Below are 18,033 nucleotides of genomic sequence, written 5' to 3' on the forward strand. Positions count from 1 at the left end.
CTCATCAGTAACGTTAATGCAATCTGACACTGACACTCACTCCCCCGACCGTCATTAATCCGCTAATGTTGGGCGGTATGGCTCTTCGCGAGCACCATGAGATAACACCAATTTAATAATGAAAATCGGGGCTAGACATGCCAACCCGACTGGCGATGGCACTGCTGTTTGGTGGACTCACCATGCGTTTTTTAGATGGTAAGCAAACCGATATTGCGCAGATCGTGGATTGGATTTTGGCGCTTGCGTCTGATGGAAAAGCATAAATACGCAAAAGAAGATGGCATACACAGTAGATGTGTGTTTAATCGCAGCCCCGAGTATCTCTTGGGGCCCTATTATCGCGCCTAACCATCTGAATGTGAGGAACCCCCGTACTCGTTGCTATGAAAACATCCCCTGACGGCTCAAAACCCAACTTTTGATACATGGATACGGCATGCAGTCTGGCATTTAAATATATCTCTTCGGCATGCATTTCAATAGCAATATGAATCAGCTGTGTGAGCACACGCGTACCTAAACCTTGCCCTTGTCGCTTTGGACAAACGACCATCTGAGATATTTTAAATCGTCGAGGACTTTCTTCACTGAGTCGACCATAAGCACATAATGCACCATTGTGTATCGCGGCAATATGAACGCTGTCTTTTTCTAGCGCATCAAACAAAATATCTCGAGGAAGACCTGGCTCGCGGAAAAATAATTCATAGCGTAAATCGAGTGCCTCTTTGTAAAGAGAATCCGTATTTGTCAATTGGATGAATTCCATTCACCCCCCTATCAAAAAAATCAGTCGCAACAGTATCATGCCCGGCTTATTCATTCGCACATAATAATACGCCATTAATAAAAAATGATTCAGGTGAACCACGTATTGCCCTTACGAATTAGGAAAAGTAATAATAATGACTAGGACCACAACGACAGAGTTTTAAAATATCGCATTTAGCTGATGGCATAATAAGTAAACGCTCATGATGATACTTTCACGAATTACGCCATCAATTTAAGGGGTTACGCTCTATTGCACGAATATGTATCGCCGGTAGATTTGACTCTCAACGAAATTTTATTTCCGTCAAAATCCAGTATCTCCGTAGAGACACTAACATTCACAGGAAACATAGACTTTATATCAATAAAATCTTCAAACCCCGTCTGTGAGACATTGGTTACCTGAACATTATTGGCTTCTGTTACGAGATACTTGCCCTCTTCAGAAAAATGCCAACCGCCATCACCTGACATTGAGTACTCTAATATTTTTCCCACGCTTGTATTTTTCAAGTCAAGACTGAGCACACCAATAGAACTGAGCTTCCCATTCTCTTCATACTTATCTTCAGATACAAATTCCATCGAGCTTCCATCTGGATTCGTGACTGAGAACTTACACTGCCATGTCCCTAAAATGGTCTCACTGTTAGCTACTTTCGCTGTTTCTCCCTCTACACTTTGAGTACCGGAGCCAGTAGAACAACCCATAAGTAACGCACTTACCACAATACCTAAACCAATCATTTTCATCGTATCAACTTCCTTTTATATCTGTTATTCGTCAAACAGCGAATGACTAACCTTTCCCTGACTCAATAACATATACCCCATCTCAGTATATATACCACCCAACGTTAACCCCATAAAAGCCAACTTATATGTTGATATCTATTCCTATGAGGCTTTTGATAAGCTCTCACAAACTTCTAGCTCATCACTATTTTCGAGAAATATTTCAAGCAGCTCCAACTTGTGTTTTTCAGGATCGTTTATAAACCCAGAACGCAATTCTGGAGTTGCAGCATCAAATATAATATCTGTCTGACAATTACAGCGTTCTTTATCATTGTATTTTATTTTACATCCCATATTCATAGACATACGAAACATTTCATCATCATTAGGTGTCGAATTATCGACACTACGACTTGTAGAACCGCATGCCGTCAACAACAATAAAGCAAAAGTCATTATTATTTTTTTCATATACTCCAATCCTTGGGGGTATCTTTATTTATCCTTTCACCATCCATATAGCAAAACACAAGAGTGGATATCATTGAAAGATAAAAATAGAGACACAAGGCTGGCATCACAAATTTAACAATGCAACATACAATCACGTATCAAACATAACACATAAACATGTTTCAACCGAACCAATAAACCGTGCTGAACATAGACTAACCCGCCTTTGTCAACGTAACAGGACGAGTCCCATCACAAGCGCCTTTTTCGACGTTTTGTAGCGGACTCACCCCTTGCTGCGACCAGCGATGATCTTCCCGGCTGAGTTGCCGGTACTGTTTGGGTGTAACACCAAGATAGGCCTGAAAGATGTCGTAAAAGCGGCTTGACGAGTTAAACCCTACCGTGAGTGCGATATCAAGGATTGTCTTCTCGGTATCACTGAGTAAGGCGCGGGCATGATTGATCCGCATCGCGGTGGTGTATTGTTTGATGGTCATCTGCATAACCCGCTGGAAAATGCCCATCGCGTAGTTCATATGCAATCCCACATGATCCGCCACTTCTTTTGCTGTTAACGCGGAATCGTGATGACTAGCGATATATTCCAGCATTTGGCTGACATAAAACTGCGCATGTTTAGACACGCCGTTCAGTGTTTTGCCTTCCCCTCGCCCACTCATGAGCGGTGACCAACCATCGAGGCAAACACGTTTGAGCATCAGGCAAATTTCATCGGTCGCGAGTTGTTTGCGGCTTTCTTTTTCGTGCCGCATTTCTTGCTCCCATCTGGCGAGTTCAAATTCACTGACGAGCGCATTGCCTTCTGACTGCAAAACAGCACCGTGGGTGATTTGGTTCACCAACTCTTTGCTGAGCGGCCAAGAAAGAAACAGATGGATCGGGATATTGATGATCCCCATATTGTGGCTGTTACCCGGATTGGTCAGGCGATGTGGGACAGACGCCCAAAAGATACCGATGTGGCCGGCTTTTACCACCACTGCCTCTCCGTTGATCATGTATTCCACATCATCACCAAACGGAATATTCACCTCTATCTGACCATGCCAGTGGTACCCCGGCATGCTATGCGGCGCGCGTAATATCGCATCCACTTGTTCATAGGTGGAATACAACGATAACGGGCTGACTGACACGTTGGCATCACTGTACTGTTCCTGCTTGGCAAGGGTCGTCGCAGAAGCATCCGGGGTACGCATGATTCATCCTTAGAAAACGGTACAAAATCTTCTTCTACCAAGTAATGGTCAAAATAACTATGAAACCCCTCATAATTTGCATTTTATGCCGTGATAAAACGGTCATTACGAGATCACGGTAACAAAGCTACATATTCCCGACTATTCAACCCCGTTAACACTCCCTAAATTCCACTTTTATCTCCTATTTCCTCAGATTTTCAGAGCCGCAAAAGCCGATCTGAGAAAACAGGAGTTTGATGATTTTATTCGTGACGCATCCATCGCCATGAGAGCGGTAATGTGTGTGCATAGTCTGAAACACACAAGCTAAGACCAAGAGCTAAAACATAAGAGTCATAACAGGAGCACAAACAATGAGAACGCCAAAAATCACGTTTATCGGCGCGGGTTCAACCATTTTTGTTAAGAACATTCTTGGTGATGTTTTCCATAAACCGGCGCTGAAAAATGCCGACATTGCCCTGATGGATATTGATGAAGTCCGTTTGGAAGAATCACAAATTGTAGTGAGTAAGTTGATGGAATCCGCCGGTGCGAACGGCCACATTACTTGTCACCTCAATCAGAAAGAAGCCCTGCAAGACGCCGACTTTGTGGTCGTGGCTTTCCAGATCGGTGGTTACGAGCCTTGCACCGTCACCGACTTTGAAGTGTGTAAGCGTCACGGGTTAGAGCAAACCATCGCCGACACCTTAGGCCCTGGCGGTATTATGCGCTCGCTCCGCACCATTCCGCACCTGTGGCAAATCTGTGAAGACATGACTGATGTCTGTCCGAATGCCACCATGCTTAACTACGTCAACCCAATGGCAATGAACACTTGGGCGATGTACGAGAAATACCCGCACATCAAACAAGTCGGCCTGTGTCACTCTGTACAAGGCACGGCAGAAGAGCTGGCGCGCGATCTGGACATTGATTACCGTGATCTGCGTTTCACCTGCGCTGGTATCAACCACATGGCCTACTACCTGACGCTGGAAAAGAAAACGGCAGATGGTGAATACGTCGATTTCTACCCAGAGATGCTGGCGGCCTTTGAGCGCGGTGACGTACCAAAGCCAGGACTACACCACAACGGACGCTGCGTAAATTTAGTGCGCTATGAGATGTTCAAAAAGCTGGGCTATTTCGTCACAGAATCTTCTGAGCATTTTTCCGAGTACACCCCTTACTTCATTAAACCGAACCGTCCTGATCTGATTGAACGTTACAAAGTGCCACTCGACGAATACCCAAAACGTTGTGTAGAGCAAATCGCGAGCTGGAAACAAGATTTAGAAGCCTTTAAAACGGCCGATAAGATTGAAGTGAAAGAATCCCATGAATATGCCAGCACCATCATGAATGCCATTTGGACAGGGGTCCCGAGTGTGATTTACGGCAACGTAAAAAATGACGGTTTGATCGACAACCTGCCACAAGGCTGCTGTGTAGAAGTGGCGTGTCTGGTGGATGCCAATGGGATCCAGCCAACGAAAGTCGGCAAAATCCCTAACCATTTAGCGGCGCTGATGCAGACCAACGTGAATGTTCAGACCCTGCTGACAGAAGCCATTTTGACGGAAAACCGCGATCGCATCTATCACGCTGCCATGCTGGATCCGCACACAGCTGCCGTATTAGGCATTGAGGAAATCTACGCACTGGTTGATGACTTAATTGAAGCGCATCAAGGCTGGCTGCTTGCTTGGTGTCATCAGGAATCACATCAATAATCGCGCCTTTCGATAGCCCTCACTCTCGGGGCTATCGAAGCCAAGAGATAAACGCAAAACAATCAATATAAAAGCAATAAACGAACCTAACGTGAACTCTACTGGACATACCCCCCTAAATATGGGGGGTGTAAGGAGACCTTATGAGCGTATCTATGAACACCAAGCTAAGTTATGGCTTTGGTGCCTTCGGGAAAGATTTTGCTATTACCATCGTGTATATGTATTTGATGTTTTACTACACGGATGTGGCAGGCATTTCAGCTGCCGTGGTCGGTACCATTTTCCTTGTGGCAAGGATCTGGGATGCGGTGAATGACCCTATCATGGGTTGGATCGTAAACAATACGCAAACCCGCTGGGGCAAGTTCAAACCGTGGATTTTTATCGGCACCATTGCCAACTCTGTTGTGCTTTACCTACTCTTTAATGCCCACTACTTTGAAGGCCCTTGGCTGATTGCCTACGCTGCCGTCACCTACATTTTATGGGGCATGACTTACACCTTGATGGACATTCCATTCTGGTCTTTAGTGCCTACACTCACCTTGGATAAGCGTGAACGTGAAGAGCTAGTCCCTTACCCTCGCTTCTTTGCCAGCCTGGCGTGGGTGGTCACCGCAGCCATCGCGATGCCTTTCATCAACTACGTCGGTGGTGAAGACAAAGGCTTTGGGTTCCAGGTATTTACCGTACTCTTAATCGTCTGCTTCCTGTTCTCGACCTACATTACCCTGCGCAATGTGAAAGAGCGTTACTCATCCGATAAACTGGATAATGAGCAACCACAAGAGAAAGTGTCACTCAAACAAATGGTGTCGCTGATCTACAAAAACAGTCAGCTCTCTTGCCTGCTTGTGATGGCGCTGTCGTACAACCTGGCGACAAATATCATCACAGCCTTTGCGGTGTACTACTTCACCTATGTGGTCGGTAACGAAGAGCTCTTCCCGTACTACATGGCGTACGCCGGGATCGCCAACCTGATCACTCTGGTGCTGTTTCCTAAGTTGGCGAAAATCTTCTCTCGCCGCGTGCTGTGGGCCGGTGCCTCTGGCTTCCCTATCCTTGGCAGCTTGGTGCTGATTTACCTTGGCATGTACGACCAACAAAGCATCATCCTGATTTCCTTGGCCGGTATTTTGCTACAAATCGGTACTGCGTTGTTCTGGGTACTGAACGTGATTATGGTGGCAGACACCGTGGATTACGGCGAATACAAACTGGGTGTGCGTTGTGAAAGTATTGCGTACTCGGTGCAGACACTTGTAGTAAAAGCCGGCTCCGCCTTTGCCGCCTTCTTTATCGGTATTGCGCTGACCATCGTTAACTACGTGCCAAATGTTGAGCAGTCACCTGAAACTATCTTTGGTATGCAATGTGTGATGATTGGCTTGCCAAGTATCTTCTTTGCCATCGCACTGGCACTTTACTACCGATACTACAAACTCAACGGCGCATACCATCAGAAGATCCAAGATCACCTGACGGCGAAATATGCCCATGTGACGGCGGAACCGGTGGATGCAGAGAGTGACAATGGCACCGTGAAACCGACGCCTGCTGTGTAATACATTCATACATCAAAACGAAACAAGGAGCCTCCGTTGAGGCTCTTTCATTTTGCTGCAAGCTGCTTAAGTTAAATAATTGCTATCCCACTGGGATATAAAGCCCGAAAACAGGAGTAGTACAACGGACTTTACTCAATCACGATTCATACTACGAGACGGAAAAAGAAAATGGATCCACCTTAAACGTCCCTTTTTTGCAACATGGGCACACTTCACCGTTCAATTTTTGATCGGAAATAATATTAGCGGATTCGCATTTTAGACATACCGAGGTTGGCGCTAATGAATCAATCATGAATTCATGACCGCAATCTAAGCATAAATGAGGGTCATCATTGCCTATACAATGTGATAAGTCATCCATATATGGGTGATATACGTACTGCTTTTGTCCCTTATCATCAAGGTAATATGCATTAGCATCAGACCAAGATTCGATACTCTTCTTGCAATGCGTGCAAACAAACATTGTTGATATTGCCATAACTTAATATTCCGAAGACAAATTTGAATGTTTAAATAATTTATTCACCATGCAGGCTCAGTAAATGATGCATATTGTTTAGCCAACGTGTTACCGACCCATTTCTGATATTTGACACTATCACACCATCCCAAAAGCGTTCTGTTCTCACAAGGCGTATCATCCAGCAAATACAATCTCGGAAAGAAGCTTGACGTAACCACGCGTCAAAATCAGTGAACGCGTCGATATCGTTCACATAAAAGGGAGCATTGTAGTCAATATGTGTAACCATAAGATCATGATCATATGCCATCGAATACAATGCAATATCTGCAGGGTCTTGACGCTCAATATGTACCGAGACTTCAGAAACAAAGTCTTTGACCTGCTGATTAGTCGGACGCTGAAGTAACCACATGGCGGTATCACTAATTTGACTCTCCCATGCTAACTTAAGCTGCCACTTTGATGGTATGGCCGATACGCCATAGTAAGCCCCTGCAAGCTGGCCAAATATTGCAGCCGTTGTATCAGCATCATCCCCCAAATTAGCAGCCAATAGAGCGCCATCTTCAAAGCTATCACTATTTACAAAACACCAAAGTGCGGCCTCTAAAGAGGCAACAACATAACCCGTGCCATGAATACTTTCTCGTGATTTACTGAAAAACTGACACTCTGCAATAGCACGAACCTCAGGGTGACAATCCTTTGAAAACTGCAAGTAATCCGTAAGCGTCGTTTTCAAAAATACTTCACGGTCAGCTATGTGTTCACTATTTAGCAATCGGTGAATGAGCAATGTCATGATTTCACACGCTTGAACGCATCGCTCTTCTCCGTGTGTTGTCAGTGAGCTTAAATTGGCCGCCTGCATCGCGTGTTGCTCATTATCATGTGCGAAAAACAGAGCTATCGGCGCAACACGCATCAGACTACCGTTACCTGCCGAAAAATGGGACGTAGAGCCTGATTGAGGATTACCTGTCCTTTCATAACTGGACAACGCGGTTTGAACCGTCATACCAATATCAAAGCACGTACCATTACATGAATTCTCACCATGACGGTACCAACGAACATATCTCTGCATCTGATCATTTAAGTCCATACCGCCCTTTTCAATCAAACTATCTGCCAGGCACAGCATCATGGATGTATCATCAGTCCATTGCCCTGGTTCTAAATCAAATGGGCCTCCCCCTACCATATCGGTTAAAGCGGTATAACTGTCCTTAGGTTTAAACTCTAAGGCCGTACCTAATGCATCTCCGGCTGCAAGTCCTAGCAATGCACCTGTTGCACGGGAGATTTGAAATTCTTTTACTGTTTCCAAGTTATTTAACTCTCAGATTGATTTGCCCATTGACCGTCGTGAAATGAGTCTGATAATTTATCAGTTAATACTCTTTTGATAGATTTCGCTTCGTTTCTCGTTAGTGATTATTAATACACCACCCCTAGATGATGGCTAGCACACCCTTGGCACATTCTTTTATCGAACATATGGCCAACATTGTTATAGGTACAACAATAGTCACAAAACTTGAAATACTTACTACGCAACACCTTTGCGTACTCCGCTTCTATTTTGCAATCTAAAGGCAGCTCCTTGACGAGAATCCATTGACCTACAGGTGTATGCGGCCCATCCCAGTTAATCACTGAAACTTCTATTGTTATACCCGTTTCTGTTCTTGTTATCCGTATATCATCTCGCACAGAATCATATATACCAGATAGATCAATGTTACCTCTTAGAAAATGGGCTTCGCTACTCTGAATTAACGAAGTGATCACCGTTTCACGCCAGAATTCGGGATTCACAACAATGTCACTATCACTGTTATTCGTCACATAATGAGAAAGAGCAACATCACCACAAGCGTCAATTGATTTGCCAGTGAAACGTTCAAACTCTCCAGAGATAAGGGTGCGAATTTCATTTGAGTCTTTAGGCACAGCACGATAGCCGATACCATCACGCAGAGCATGCCATAAATAAAGATCACCATTTCGTTGCCAAGTCTCTGGCTGAATTTTCATTAAGCCAGCAAAGGTTAAATAACCTTTTGGTGATAGAGGGAGAGGTGTTAATAAATCATCATCAAAACACATGTTATTCTTCTTCGGTAGACAAACCTATTGTTTAAATTTTGTTGATTGTTTCCACGTTATCTAGATCTCAGATTCATCAACCAGTGACTTTCATTGGGTGAATCTTATGGTCCAGATTTCTTTTCGGTATCATGCTCACTTTAGCTTTACTTTCTTCACTATCTGGAACGTGCATTTTTCCATTTCTATTCACTGTCTATGAGCGCTATACTAACGACATTGGCGACAAAAAATGTCGCCTATTGAAATTTTTCATCGGTCGAAATATGAGTTTACAAATACAACGTTATCAAAAAGTCTTAGAATCTATTCCCTGCTACCCAGAGCGCATTTCAAGCCTCGAGCTCAAGGAGCGATTACAATCAGCAGGATTACTAAGTGCCAAAGCTGATGAAAAAAGCCAATTGCGTACGGTTCAGCGTTGTATCAATGCTGTCGTGGCAGATCACGCGAGTATTGAAATAGATGATGCGAGCAGACCATACTCATACCAAATTGCTAAGGGTCATCGTCACCCTGTCAAGCCCGATGGCATGTCTTCTGTGGTCTCTCTACAAGTGATTGAAAAAGAAATCAAAGCAATGCTCCCCCCTACTCTCCGCTCTGATGTTGATTCTATTTTTTCATCACTTAAGCAAGTCAATACGAAACAAACCAAACTATGGCGAGAGCGGTTCTGTTATTTCCAAAGCGAACATCCTTTGCTCGCCTCGACTGTTAACAATGCGTTTTTTAAGCTAATTGAAACTGCGCTACTCAATAAAAGAGATATTGCTTTTACTTATCAAAAACGAGGGGCGGCAGAGCCTAAGAATTACCTTTCAACCCCTTTAGGGCTGTTTCTCCACGGCAATAGTTTTTATCTTGTTGGGCTAATTCCCGGCACACTCGATGACTTTCGTATTTTTGCTCTGCACCGTATTCATAGCCTAAAGCTCAGCTTTAGCAGTACAAAAACATTAGAGCAGTTTAATATTCGAGAATATGTTCAGCAGAATGCTCGCCACTTTTTTGGCGGAGATATACAGAAAGTCGTTCTTAAAATTGAAAACTACCATGGCCTGCACCTGATTGAAGAGACCTTACTTTCTACAGAACAAAAAATCCTCTGCCATGAAAATGGCTATACCACAATAGAAGCCGAAGTTCGCGACAGTCATGCTTTTGAATGGTGGTTAATGAAGCATGCCAATATTATCGAGGTAGTTACTCCACTCACACTGAGAGAGAAAATTATCGACAACCTCAAAGCAGGATTAAAAATGTACAACATTCAATCATGATGTCGTGGCTTTATAAATTTAGTCGGTATTTGATGTCAGATGTTTTATTAGCACTATGGTTTGAGTCGCCGAGTATCACTCGGTCGACTCACCATTCCTAAAATCAATGTTGCTGAGTTAATTCCACAAGACCGACCAAATCACTTAAATTTTGCAGGATAGGGATCAATGATTTTATCCCCCATTATTTGTTCTGGTTGCTTCAAATAGCATTTCCAATGCTGCGCTTTTCCTGTCCCTACATGCGCATCATGATCATCAAGTAGGCATTTATCTAGCTTGTTTTCAGCACGGATCTTACGCTCCAAAAAAGAAGCCAGCTGATCTTCATCAAATGAGTGTTCCAAATAGGGAAAACTGATCTTCAACTCGCCTTGTGGACCGTTTTTATACTGCCGGTTAACCTTGCTAAATAGCCGATCTAGTCTCCCAACACGTTGTTCATGATCGCCCGGATTCCCAGCTATACCGTAGTGATGAACCTGATTACACTGCAGATGCAAGTTAACACCTTCTTGAAAAACAGATGTTGCCACCAAAACATTAGGATAAAACGGCGAATTAAAGCTCAACTGTAGACTATCGCGGTTTGAGGTTTCACCGCTTGCAAACGCCGCTGGTGATGTATGCCCTTTGAGAGCTCGCCAGTCGTTATCGTATTCATCAAGGCCCACACGAGCGATCTTTTTACACACATCTTCAAAGGTTTCTAGTACGGCTTTGAAATACCACAACAACATAGAGTCTGATAACTTTGTCGCTGTATGTTGAATAAAGTCTATGTAACGCGCATGCGCGCTCTCTCCGCTTTTATGTAAGCGACTGTTTTTATCAAATTGATAGAACCAGCAGAACAGTTCCACCATCACAGGACTTGCAAACAAAACACCCGCCTTGAAATAGTTAGCAAAGTTCTCTTTTGTTGCAGCGTTCCATTTACGGAACCGCGCTTTCTCAGTATCACTCAACTGTTCAAACAGGTGCTGCCAAATGGTTGGCAGATTTTCGCTGATTTGTGTCTCTTCATTAACAGCAACGTTATTCAACTGATGTCGCTGCGCTCTTTGATACATCGCGGCCGTTGAATACGTCGCACGTTTACGATCACCACTTTGTTGCTCAAAATGATAACCGTACGCTTCTTTTTCATAATCCAGTGAGGGTTCTAAAAAGAGCGAAAAAATACTTTCAGGCTTACGAAAACGCAGGCCGACATTGGTACATTCGGTGTTTCGTGTATCTTCCAACGCGTTAGGATCACGCTTCTTCACCACAAACAACTCTGTGATACGCGAACGCAGTTGATTGTCATCGGCACTTAGCTCACTCGTATCTTCATCATCTTCTGACAAAGGCTCTTCAAACTCTTCGGCATGGTTAAAATAACGGTTTAACCAAACGCGACTCCAATGACTTTGCTGCCACGCTTTTAATTCGCTTTCATTAAGCTCAAGGGCTTTCGCTATTTGATGACCCAACACGTTATCGTATCGAGTATTCACTCGCTTTGTCAGTTCTCGTACTGAGGGGATACGGCGCACAAAAACCAAATGCTTGATATCATCAAGGCCGTCTGGCGTAAGCATTTCAGGTACAAATATATCAACTAGCGCTTTATATTTTGGATGTTCGGGAAATTCATTGAAACAGCCGTAATACTCTTGGCTCAATTGATGCAGAAGCTCGGTATCAGGCGCTTTGCTAAATGCGTCTTTTCCATGTTCATTTGTTTGCTGTTCAGCATCCTGTTTAATCGCTTGTCGATCATGCTCACCAAAGGACTCAAATCCTTCAAGATAACCGTAAAGAAACTGTCGGTTAGATGCTTTTGCTTGAAACTGTTTCACCAACTGGCGCTGATAAAGCCCAAAAAACAGTTCTGCATTTTGGTTCTCCGCAAACGAAACAGGATGTGCAATCTCTTTACGATAATGCTGCTTGGCATAATGCACCCCATTTTTTCCTTGTAAGAGGCGCAGACGTCGTAAACCATATTTCGTGAGTAAATGAGCCGCATCGAAATCATTCTGTGTCACGCTATTTATCAAGTCATCTTCCGCAGCAAAATAACGCAATATATTCGCGACATCATTTACGGATGAATGCGTCGGCGTGGCTGTCATCAGTAATACGCGTTTTGCTAATGGGCACTCGCCTTCCCCTTCGCCAAAAAAGGCTTTCGCTGCGGCCACTTTTTGAGAGCCACCTTCACGTGCACGTAAGTAGTGCGCCTCATCGATCACTAACAGATCGAACCCTTCTTGGTTCAGGTAATTCATGACACGCACTTTTAGTTCAAGTGCATGTTCACGCGCTAATCCAGCCTTATCTGTACCGTCAGATTCTTTCGTTAATCCACTCAACGCATGAATGGTGGTGAAGTACACATGGTGATCTCCCTTACCAACACGTTCAATCATTGCTTCTAATTTGGACTCAGGCTCTGCTACCTCCAATGGCTTGCGCGACTCACCATGCCAATGATCTTGCTCAAACGCACCAAATTCCCCTTTCCATTGAGAGCAAATATTTTTATTGGGTGCAATCACCAATATTTTTGCATCGGGTTTCAGCTGTTGCAGTAAACGGATCACCCCTATCGCTTGAAAGGTTTTGCCCATACCAACCTCATCCGCCAGCAGAGCAAGGTGATGCTGTTGCAGCAAACGACAAAGATAGGCAACACCTTCCGCTTGCTTCGCGGCCATTGAGGTGCTTAGACCTGCTTGGTAGCGCCACTCTTTATTACCTTCGTCAAAGCTCATCTGCTGTGACACGGCTTCTGGCGTTATTGTCGCCCAATCAGATAGAAACATAATTACACTTACCTTTGATAAGGCTACGATATTGGCCACTGCCAATACTGTTTTGCAGCTCTTTCGCGCGAATCACACTATCCTTGCTTTTAAAACGCAAATCACTTAAACGTGCTTTTAGATCTGGATCATTGGCATTTTTCTTCACTTGATCGACCAGAAGATTAAACTCTTGCTTCATATACCAGTTAAATACATTGGCATTTTCTGTCAGTTCATGGCGTATTTTTAACCCCATCTCAAGCAAACAGCCAGGAACAACAAAAGCGTATTGCTCAATCATGCGATCCGACTTCAGTGTTTGAATACGTTGCTCAAAGCTGTCCATTGCCTGAAACATTCTAAAGTAACTTAACGTTGGTGACGGGTGTGGTTCGGATAGCGAGCCCGCCTCTTGTTCGTCCAGCCAATCATGATCGTTACCAAGTATTGCGCTACGCAACGATGCATTTGGGTTGCTCTCTAATGAACGCCCTTCAATGAGGCTATTAAAGATATCATCCAGAGACTCAAACTCTTCAACGCGACGCATCATACTGTTGTGCTCAACAATAAAACCTCTATAACGCAAGCCATTCGTCAAAACCAACTCATAAGCATGGTTCACCAACAACGCTTGTGGCTCTTGAGGTAGCTTATGTGTTGTTGCGTAGACAGTTTCACTCGCCGCTTGTACTACATGCAAAGGTGCGTCAAGATCTGGAAGGTGTAACTCCACACTTTGCCATGCTAAGTCGTCGTCTATTTTGAGAAGTTCGATGTGATAAGTCAGCGTTTGCCAATCAAATACGACACGCGTTTCCACAGGCATAAGCTCGGCCACTTCAAGTGCATGCTGACTTAACTCTTTACTCTGCATGAAGTTATCTTCGGTAATACTGAGTGACTGTGTCAGTACAGTCTTTATAGACTGTTGGTTGGCCAGAATGATGCCCGCTTCAATATTCACCGGCCCTGCCCCTTTACTGTCTACATCAAGATTTGAGCCCGGTGTTGTAAAGTTCCAGGAACCAATAGCAAGCTTATCGTTTGTCATCCATACCTTGGCATGGCACAACTCACTTCTTTCGTCTTTTGCTATCGGACTACGGTAAAAACGCACTGATTCATCAGAAAGCAACGGTAATAAATCTTCTGACCACTGTGTTCGCATGCGCTGATTTTCAACTAAATCAGGCACAAGATGCAGTTTCAGTTGATGGGGTAATGCGACACTTTTTAGACGTTGAATGAAACCCGCCAAATCCGATGGAAAATAGGGAGACCAAACTACTAAGTCTCGTGCTGCCTCATCTGAATGCCCCAATAAATGACTTAACAGCGTCTTGTGTTTTCCATCACTGCTGTTTTTGATGAACGTATGAACAAAACACCAATCTGAGGGAGTAATTTCAGAACGCAAGTTGCGTGGAAAGCTGATCTTTGTTTCAACTTGATTGGCTTCAAACAAAGGCTTAAAAAAAGCTCGAATGGCTTCTACCTGGTGCTGGCACTCAATACACTGAAAGGTGAAGACCTCTTGATTCGTTGACCACCCACTGAGTGTCAGGTTAGCGCTGCCGGCTCCCAATATGGCCTTCCCTTCTTCATCTTGAAGAAAGATGACTTTAGGATGAAAGAGTGTACTGTTATTCAGTACTTTCTTACGCCCACCATCCAGTAAAGCTGGGTTCACGCCATAAACTTCAATCGCGGTACGCTTTAGATCACTCGCATCATACATACGCTGATCGGCAAACACTTTGACATCCATGTTGGCAGTAATATTTGCGTTGCCTTTACGACCTTCTTTAATACTGCCATTCAACTTTTGTTGCATTAGCTCAAAATCAATGCGACTACGTGGTTTATCCATCTGCAATAGCGTCGACAAAACGTGTCGCTCAAAAAAATCCATATTGAGATTGAATGTCGTGAACCAAGCATGTTTGATATGGCCTAGCGATTGCAGCTGTTTCGCGAGCTCTTCAGCCAGTTTAAATGATTTAGTCATTGGATTTTCCCTCTAGACCACGAATAAGCTGGCTAAACTGATCGAGATAATAACGATTGAACCATGTTTTGTATGGCCTTTGTGCTGCTGTTGGAAGCGTCCGTGATTTAATATGGCAGCGATAATCACCTTGGCTATCACGCTCAACCCAAGGGCTTTGGCCTCGTTGATTCATGATTGCGCAATGGTATTTCAGTAACGCGTCCACCAGTAACGTCATATTGGCTTGTGAATCCGTATTATCGAGTTGTGCCAATGCAAGTAGCGCTTCATAACGCTTTTTGGCGACGCCAGAAAACTTGGCCTTAATGTCAATATCGTGTTGCAGCTCACGTGCAAGGTGAATAATCGAATTGACGTTACGCTCTAACCCCAGATACCGCTGATACACTTCCTCTTCTGTCTGTACACGTTGGCTCATTAATACGCTAAACAACAGCTCGCATTCCGCAAGCAATGGCTCAACGTGGCAGATATCAACCAACTTTTGTTTTTCAAACGCGTTATTTTCATTTTCAATCGCTTGTTCAAAAAACGGCTGCGCAGACCCCGTTTCATCCGTCTGAGTGTTAATGATTTCATAGAGTGACCCTGCCGCATTTTGGTCAAGCTCAGTAACGTTTAACCAAAACGCTTTGCTTTGTTTACCCACAACGGCCGGTGTCGCAAACTGCTGCGCATAAGCTTGTTTGATAGGCTTGGAAACGTCTTGCCACAATATTGCTGGCACCTTAGCATCTTGTTTAATCACTTCCTGTAAATGTTCAAATAATGCATTTGCCAAACCATTCAGCTCCTCGTTTTCTTGAAAGAAATTCGAGGCTTTTTCCCAAGAGACTGCGCTTTGAGGCTGATGGTAACGGTACTCTTTATCAAAAAACAGCATTTCCGTGAATGGCGTTTTATAACGGCCGCTCACACCCAAAGTCAGTTGTCTTACTAACAATTGGCCTGACTGCTCTCTGGTAAATTTCAACGGTTGTGTTGGCGCACCTGAGCTAATGAGTAATCGCGCTTTTGAAGTGCCTAATATCCCTTGGGTTTGCACGCTAACTTGCTGCTGCTCTTCAGCCTCAAGCATTGAAAAAACAAACAGGTTCTCTAGATAGATCAAACATGCTTGTTTAAACGCCAATGTATCGGTATGCCCATAGACCGCCTGTAAACCACGACTAAGCTGCGTTTGAGCTTCTACTACCCGCTTAATCACATAATGATGCAAAAGGTTTAACGTGTAATTTCGCACATCATTAGAAATAGAGCTGACTCGGTTATGAAAGATATCCTGACCTAAACGAGACCAAATCATCGTCATACCCAGTGGGTCAATATTTAAGGATTGTGTGAGTGTATCGTCGAACTCAGTAAAAAATTGTTTGATAAACATTTAGGTAACTTTATGTTGGATAATTCATAGACACAGGAATGGATGTGCTGGCTCACTTCTAATGGTTGAAGTGGTTGAGGGATAAATTATTGGTGCAGTTTTAAAGCGCTTCTTTTCTAGGGAGTATACCATATCAATACATCTGCTGATTTTACGAACAGCTCTACATTTAAATCTTAGTTGGGCATAGTTTCTGTCAATAGTGTTCCATATGCAACAAAATCACTAACACTATTGCGTCAACAAGTTCCACATAAACTGAAACAGCGATAGCGCTTCTCATAATCAACTATCTTTTATCTTTCGTCGAATGCCTGATTTGGCAGATTTATCACTGGCTAATACCTAATCGACTTGATAAGTAAACACTCATCATAAAGAAGTAGATTTCTCAAATTTTACACCATTAATTAATTTATAATCGCTTACATTTTATGTAAATCACACCACTCCAGCAAAAAACCAATTAAATACTTAAAAATCAAAATCTTACCACAAAGCCCGCATTTCACCTCAGTCTTGGCTCAGCCCCCGCAACCTGAAAATTACAAAAAAACATCATAATTTATAATTTCACCATATCGATAAATCAATCAAATTACATTTATTTTATAAACATTAATAAGCACAGCCGCACATTTAACTTGATATACAATGATAAAAGAGTATAAACGCACTCGGTCAATTTACTCCAATTATCACTCATGAATAGATTCAATAATATCATTATTAGTATTCTAATACTGGCTCTTTGTTCTGGATGTACCACAACACATAACATCTACACGGGTGAAGATGATCTTGACTATGGTGAAGAGTTTAGCATTTTTAATACTATTATGCTGCCAGTCGCTATTGCAGGTATCGTTTTAATCGCTTATGGTGCCGCACATAGCTCGAGCAGTGGAAGTTCAAGTATCTCATGTAATGGTTCATACTGTAACTACGATGCTGCATGGGATTATTTACCTGGGAGTTCGCAATATCGTTGTCGATCAACAGAAAATGGACAGTTTGTATTAGATTCATATTGCTACGGCCAATATAAGCAAGATAATTGGTATTAACCCCAAGAATTATTGTCAATAATAATTCCCGCTTAGTCATACGTATTGTGTGATTATTCAGAGTAAAGTCTTAACAGACTACAGTGAATATCCGGAGCACGATTTATCAATAAATGGCCGCCTCTTGTATTTATGACGTAAACCGCTTAACGACAATAATCACTCCCCCACAGATGATATAAAGCCCGATAACAGGGAGTGTCGTTAACGCATCCAACGGCAGATCCTGATACATGCGCCAAATGCATTGGCCGAAATACGCTCCTGCCGGTATACCGATGCCAATGGCCATTTCCAACGAGATTGTTTCTTACTTGGCTCCATGCCACCTCCCATCACTGCCTAGACGCAGATATCCATTTCAAACGATTGGGTAAAGTCCCCTAACCGCTGCTTTACCCTATCTCATCAAGCCTC

The 18,033-nt window shown here is 43.4% G+C and carries 13 protein-coding genes; 4 read left to right on the plus strand and 9 right to left on the minus strand.

Features of this window, described 5'->3' with window-relative positions; translation table 11 throughout:
• The first annotated feature begins 137 nt into the window (after window positions 1-137).
• Window positions 138-266: a hypothetical protein gene (locus ABT58_RS24475; RefSeq protein WP_268248439.1), complete on the plus strand. Its 129-nt coding sequence runs from the start codon at window positions 138-140 to the stop codon at window positions 264-266.
• Between the two features lie 38 nt (window positions 267-304).
• Here the strand turns inward: ABT58_RS24475 and ABT58_RS10370 are convergent, their stop codons facing one another.
• The 4 genes from ABT58_RS10370 to melR form a co-directional block, all read right to left on the minus strand.
• Window positions 305-772, minus strand: a complete 468-nt coding sequence (locus ABT58_RS10370) for a GNAT family N-acetyltransferase (protein ID WP_047874335.1) — start codon at window positions 770-772, stop codon at window positions 305-307.
• A 245-nt stretch (window positions 773-1,017) separates the two neighbouring features.
• Window positions 1,018-1,530: a hypothetical protein gene (locus ABT58_RS10375; protein WP_047874336.1), complete on the minus strand. Its 513-nt coding sequence runs from the start codon at window positions 1,528-1,530 to the stop codon at window positions 1,018-1,020.
• A 144-nt stretch (window positions 1,531-1,674) separates the two neighbouring features.
• Complete coding sequence (locus ABT58_RS10380; protein ID WP_047874337.1) at window positions 1,675-1,986, minus strand: hypothetical protein; 312 nt, start codon at window positions 1,984-1,986, stop codon at window positions 1,675-1,677.
• 197 nt (window positions 1,987-2,183) lie between these two features.
• A complete protein-coding gene (gene melR, locus ABT58_RS10385; RefSeq protein WP_047874338.1) occupies window positions 2,184-3,191 on the minus strand; it encodes a transcriptional regulator MelR in 1,008 nt (335 codons plus the stop codon).
• A 356-nt stretch (window positions 3,192-3,547) separates the two neighbouring features.
• Between melR and melA the strand changes: the two genes are divergently transcribed.
• Window positions 3,548-4,912: an alpha-glucosidase/alpha-galactosidase gene (gene melA, locus ABT58_RS10390; protein ID WP_047874339.1), complete on the plus strand. Its 1,365-nt coding sequence runs from the start codon at window positions 3,548-3,550 to the stop codon at window positions 4,910-4,912.
• Window positions 4,913-5,055: 143 nt separating this feature from the next.
• On the plus strand, window positions 5,056-6,483 hold the full coding sequence (gene melB, locus ABT58_RS10395) for a melibiose:sodium transporter MelB (protein ID WP_047874340.1): 1,428 nt from the start codon (window positions 5,056-5,058) through the stop codon (window positions 6,481-6,483).
• Window positions 6,484-7,010: 527 nt separating this feature from the next.
• On the opposite strand, the gene ABT58_RS10400 is transcribed toward melB, so the two are convergent.
• Window positions 7,011-8,288: an ADP-ribosylglycohydrolase family protein gene (locus ABT58_RS10400; RefSeq protein ID WP_047874341.1), complete on the minus strand. Its 1,278-nt coding sequence runs from the start codon at window positions 8,286-8,288 to the stop codon at window positions 7,011-7,013.
• Between the two features lie 110 nt (window positions 8,289-8,398).
• Window positions 8,399-9,070: a hypothetical protein gene (locus tag ABT58_RS10405; protein ID WP_047874342.1), complete on the minus strand. Its 672-nt coding sequence runs from the start codon at window positions 9,068-9,070 to the stop codon at window positions 8,399-8,401.
• A gap of 266 nt (window positions 9,071-9,336) precedes the next feature.
• Between ABT58_RS10405 and ABT58_RS10410 the strand changes: the two genes are divergently transcribed.
• Window positions 9,337-10,353 carry a helix-turn-helix transcriptional regulator gene (locus ABT58_RS10410; protein ID WP_047874343.1) on the plus strand — a complete coding sequence of 339 codons (1,017 nt, stop codon included), beginning with the start codon at window positions 9,337-9,339 and terminating at the stop codon, window positions 10,351-10,353.
• Window positions 10,354-10,493: 140 nt separating this feature from the next.
• On the opposite strand, the gene ABT58_RS10415 is transcribed toward ABT58_RS10410, so the two are convergent.
• Genes ABT58_RS10415 through ABT58_RS10425 form a run of 3 tightly spaced genes read right to left on the minus strand, consistent with a single transcriptional unit; the run spans window position 10,494 to window position 16,549 of the window.
• A complete protein-coding gene (locus ABT58_RS10415) occupies window positions 10,494-13,169 on the minus strand; it encodes a DEAD/DEAH box helicase (protein ID WP_047874344.1) in 2,676 nt (891 codons plus the stop codon).
• Window positions 13,156-15,162 (minus strand): phospholipase D-like domain-containing protein, encoded by a 2,007-nt coding sequence (locus ABT58_RS10420; protein ID WP_047874345.1) that lies wholly within the window; start codon window positions 15,160-15,162, stop codon window positions 13,156-13,158. Before ABT58_RS10420 ends, ABT58_RS10415 begins: the two co-directional genes overlap by 14 nt.
• Window positions 15,155-16,549, minus strand: a complete 1,395-nt coding sequence (locus ABT58_RS10425; RefSeq protein WP_047874346.1) for a hypothetical protein — start codon at window positions 16,547-16,549, stop codon at window positions 15,155-15,157. Before ABT58_RS10425 ends, ABT58_RS10420 begins: the two co-directional genes overlap by 8 nt.
• Window positions 16,550-18,033 lie beyond the last annotated feature (1,484 nt).

Origin of the sequence: Photobacterium aphoticum, from assembly GCF_001029435.1 — a bacterium.
Classification (GTDB): Bacteria; Pseudomonadota; Gammaproteobacteria; order Enterobacterales; family Vibrionaceae; genus Photobacterium; species Photobacterium aphoticum.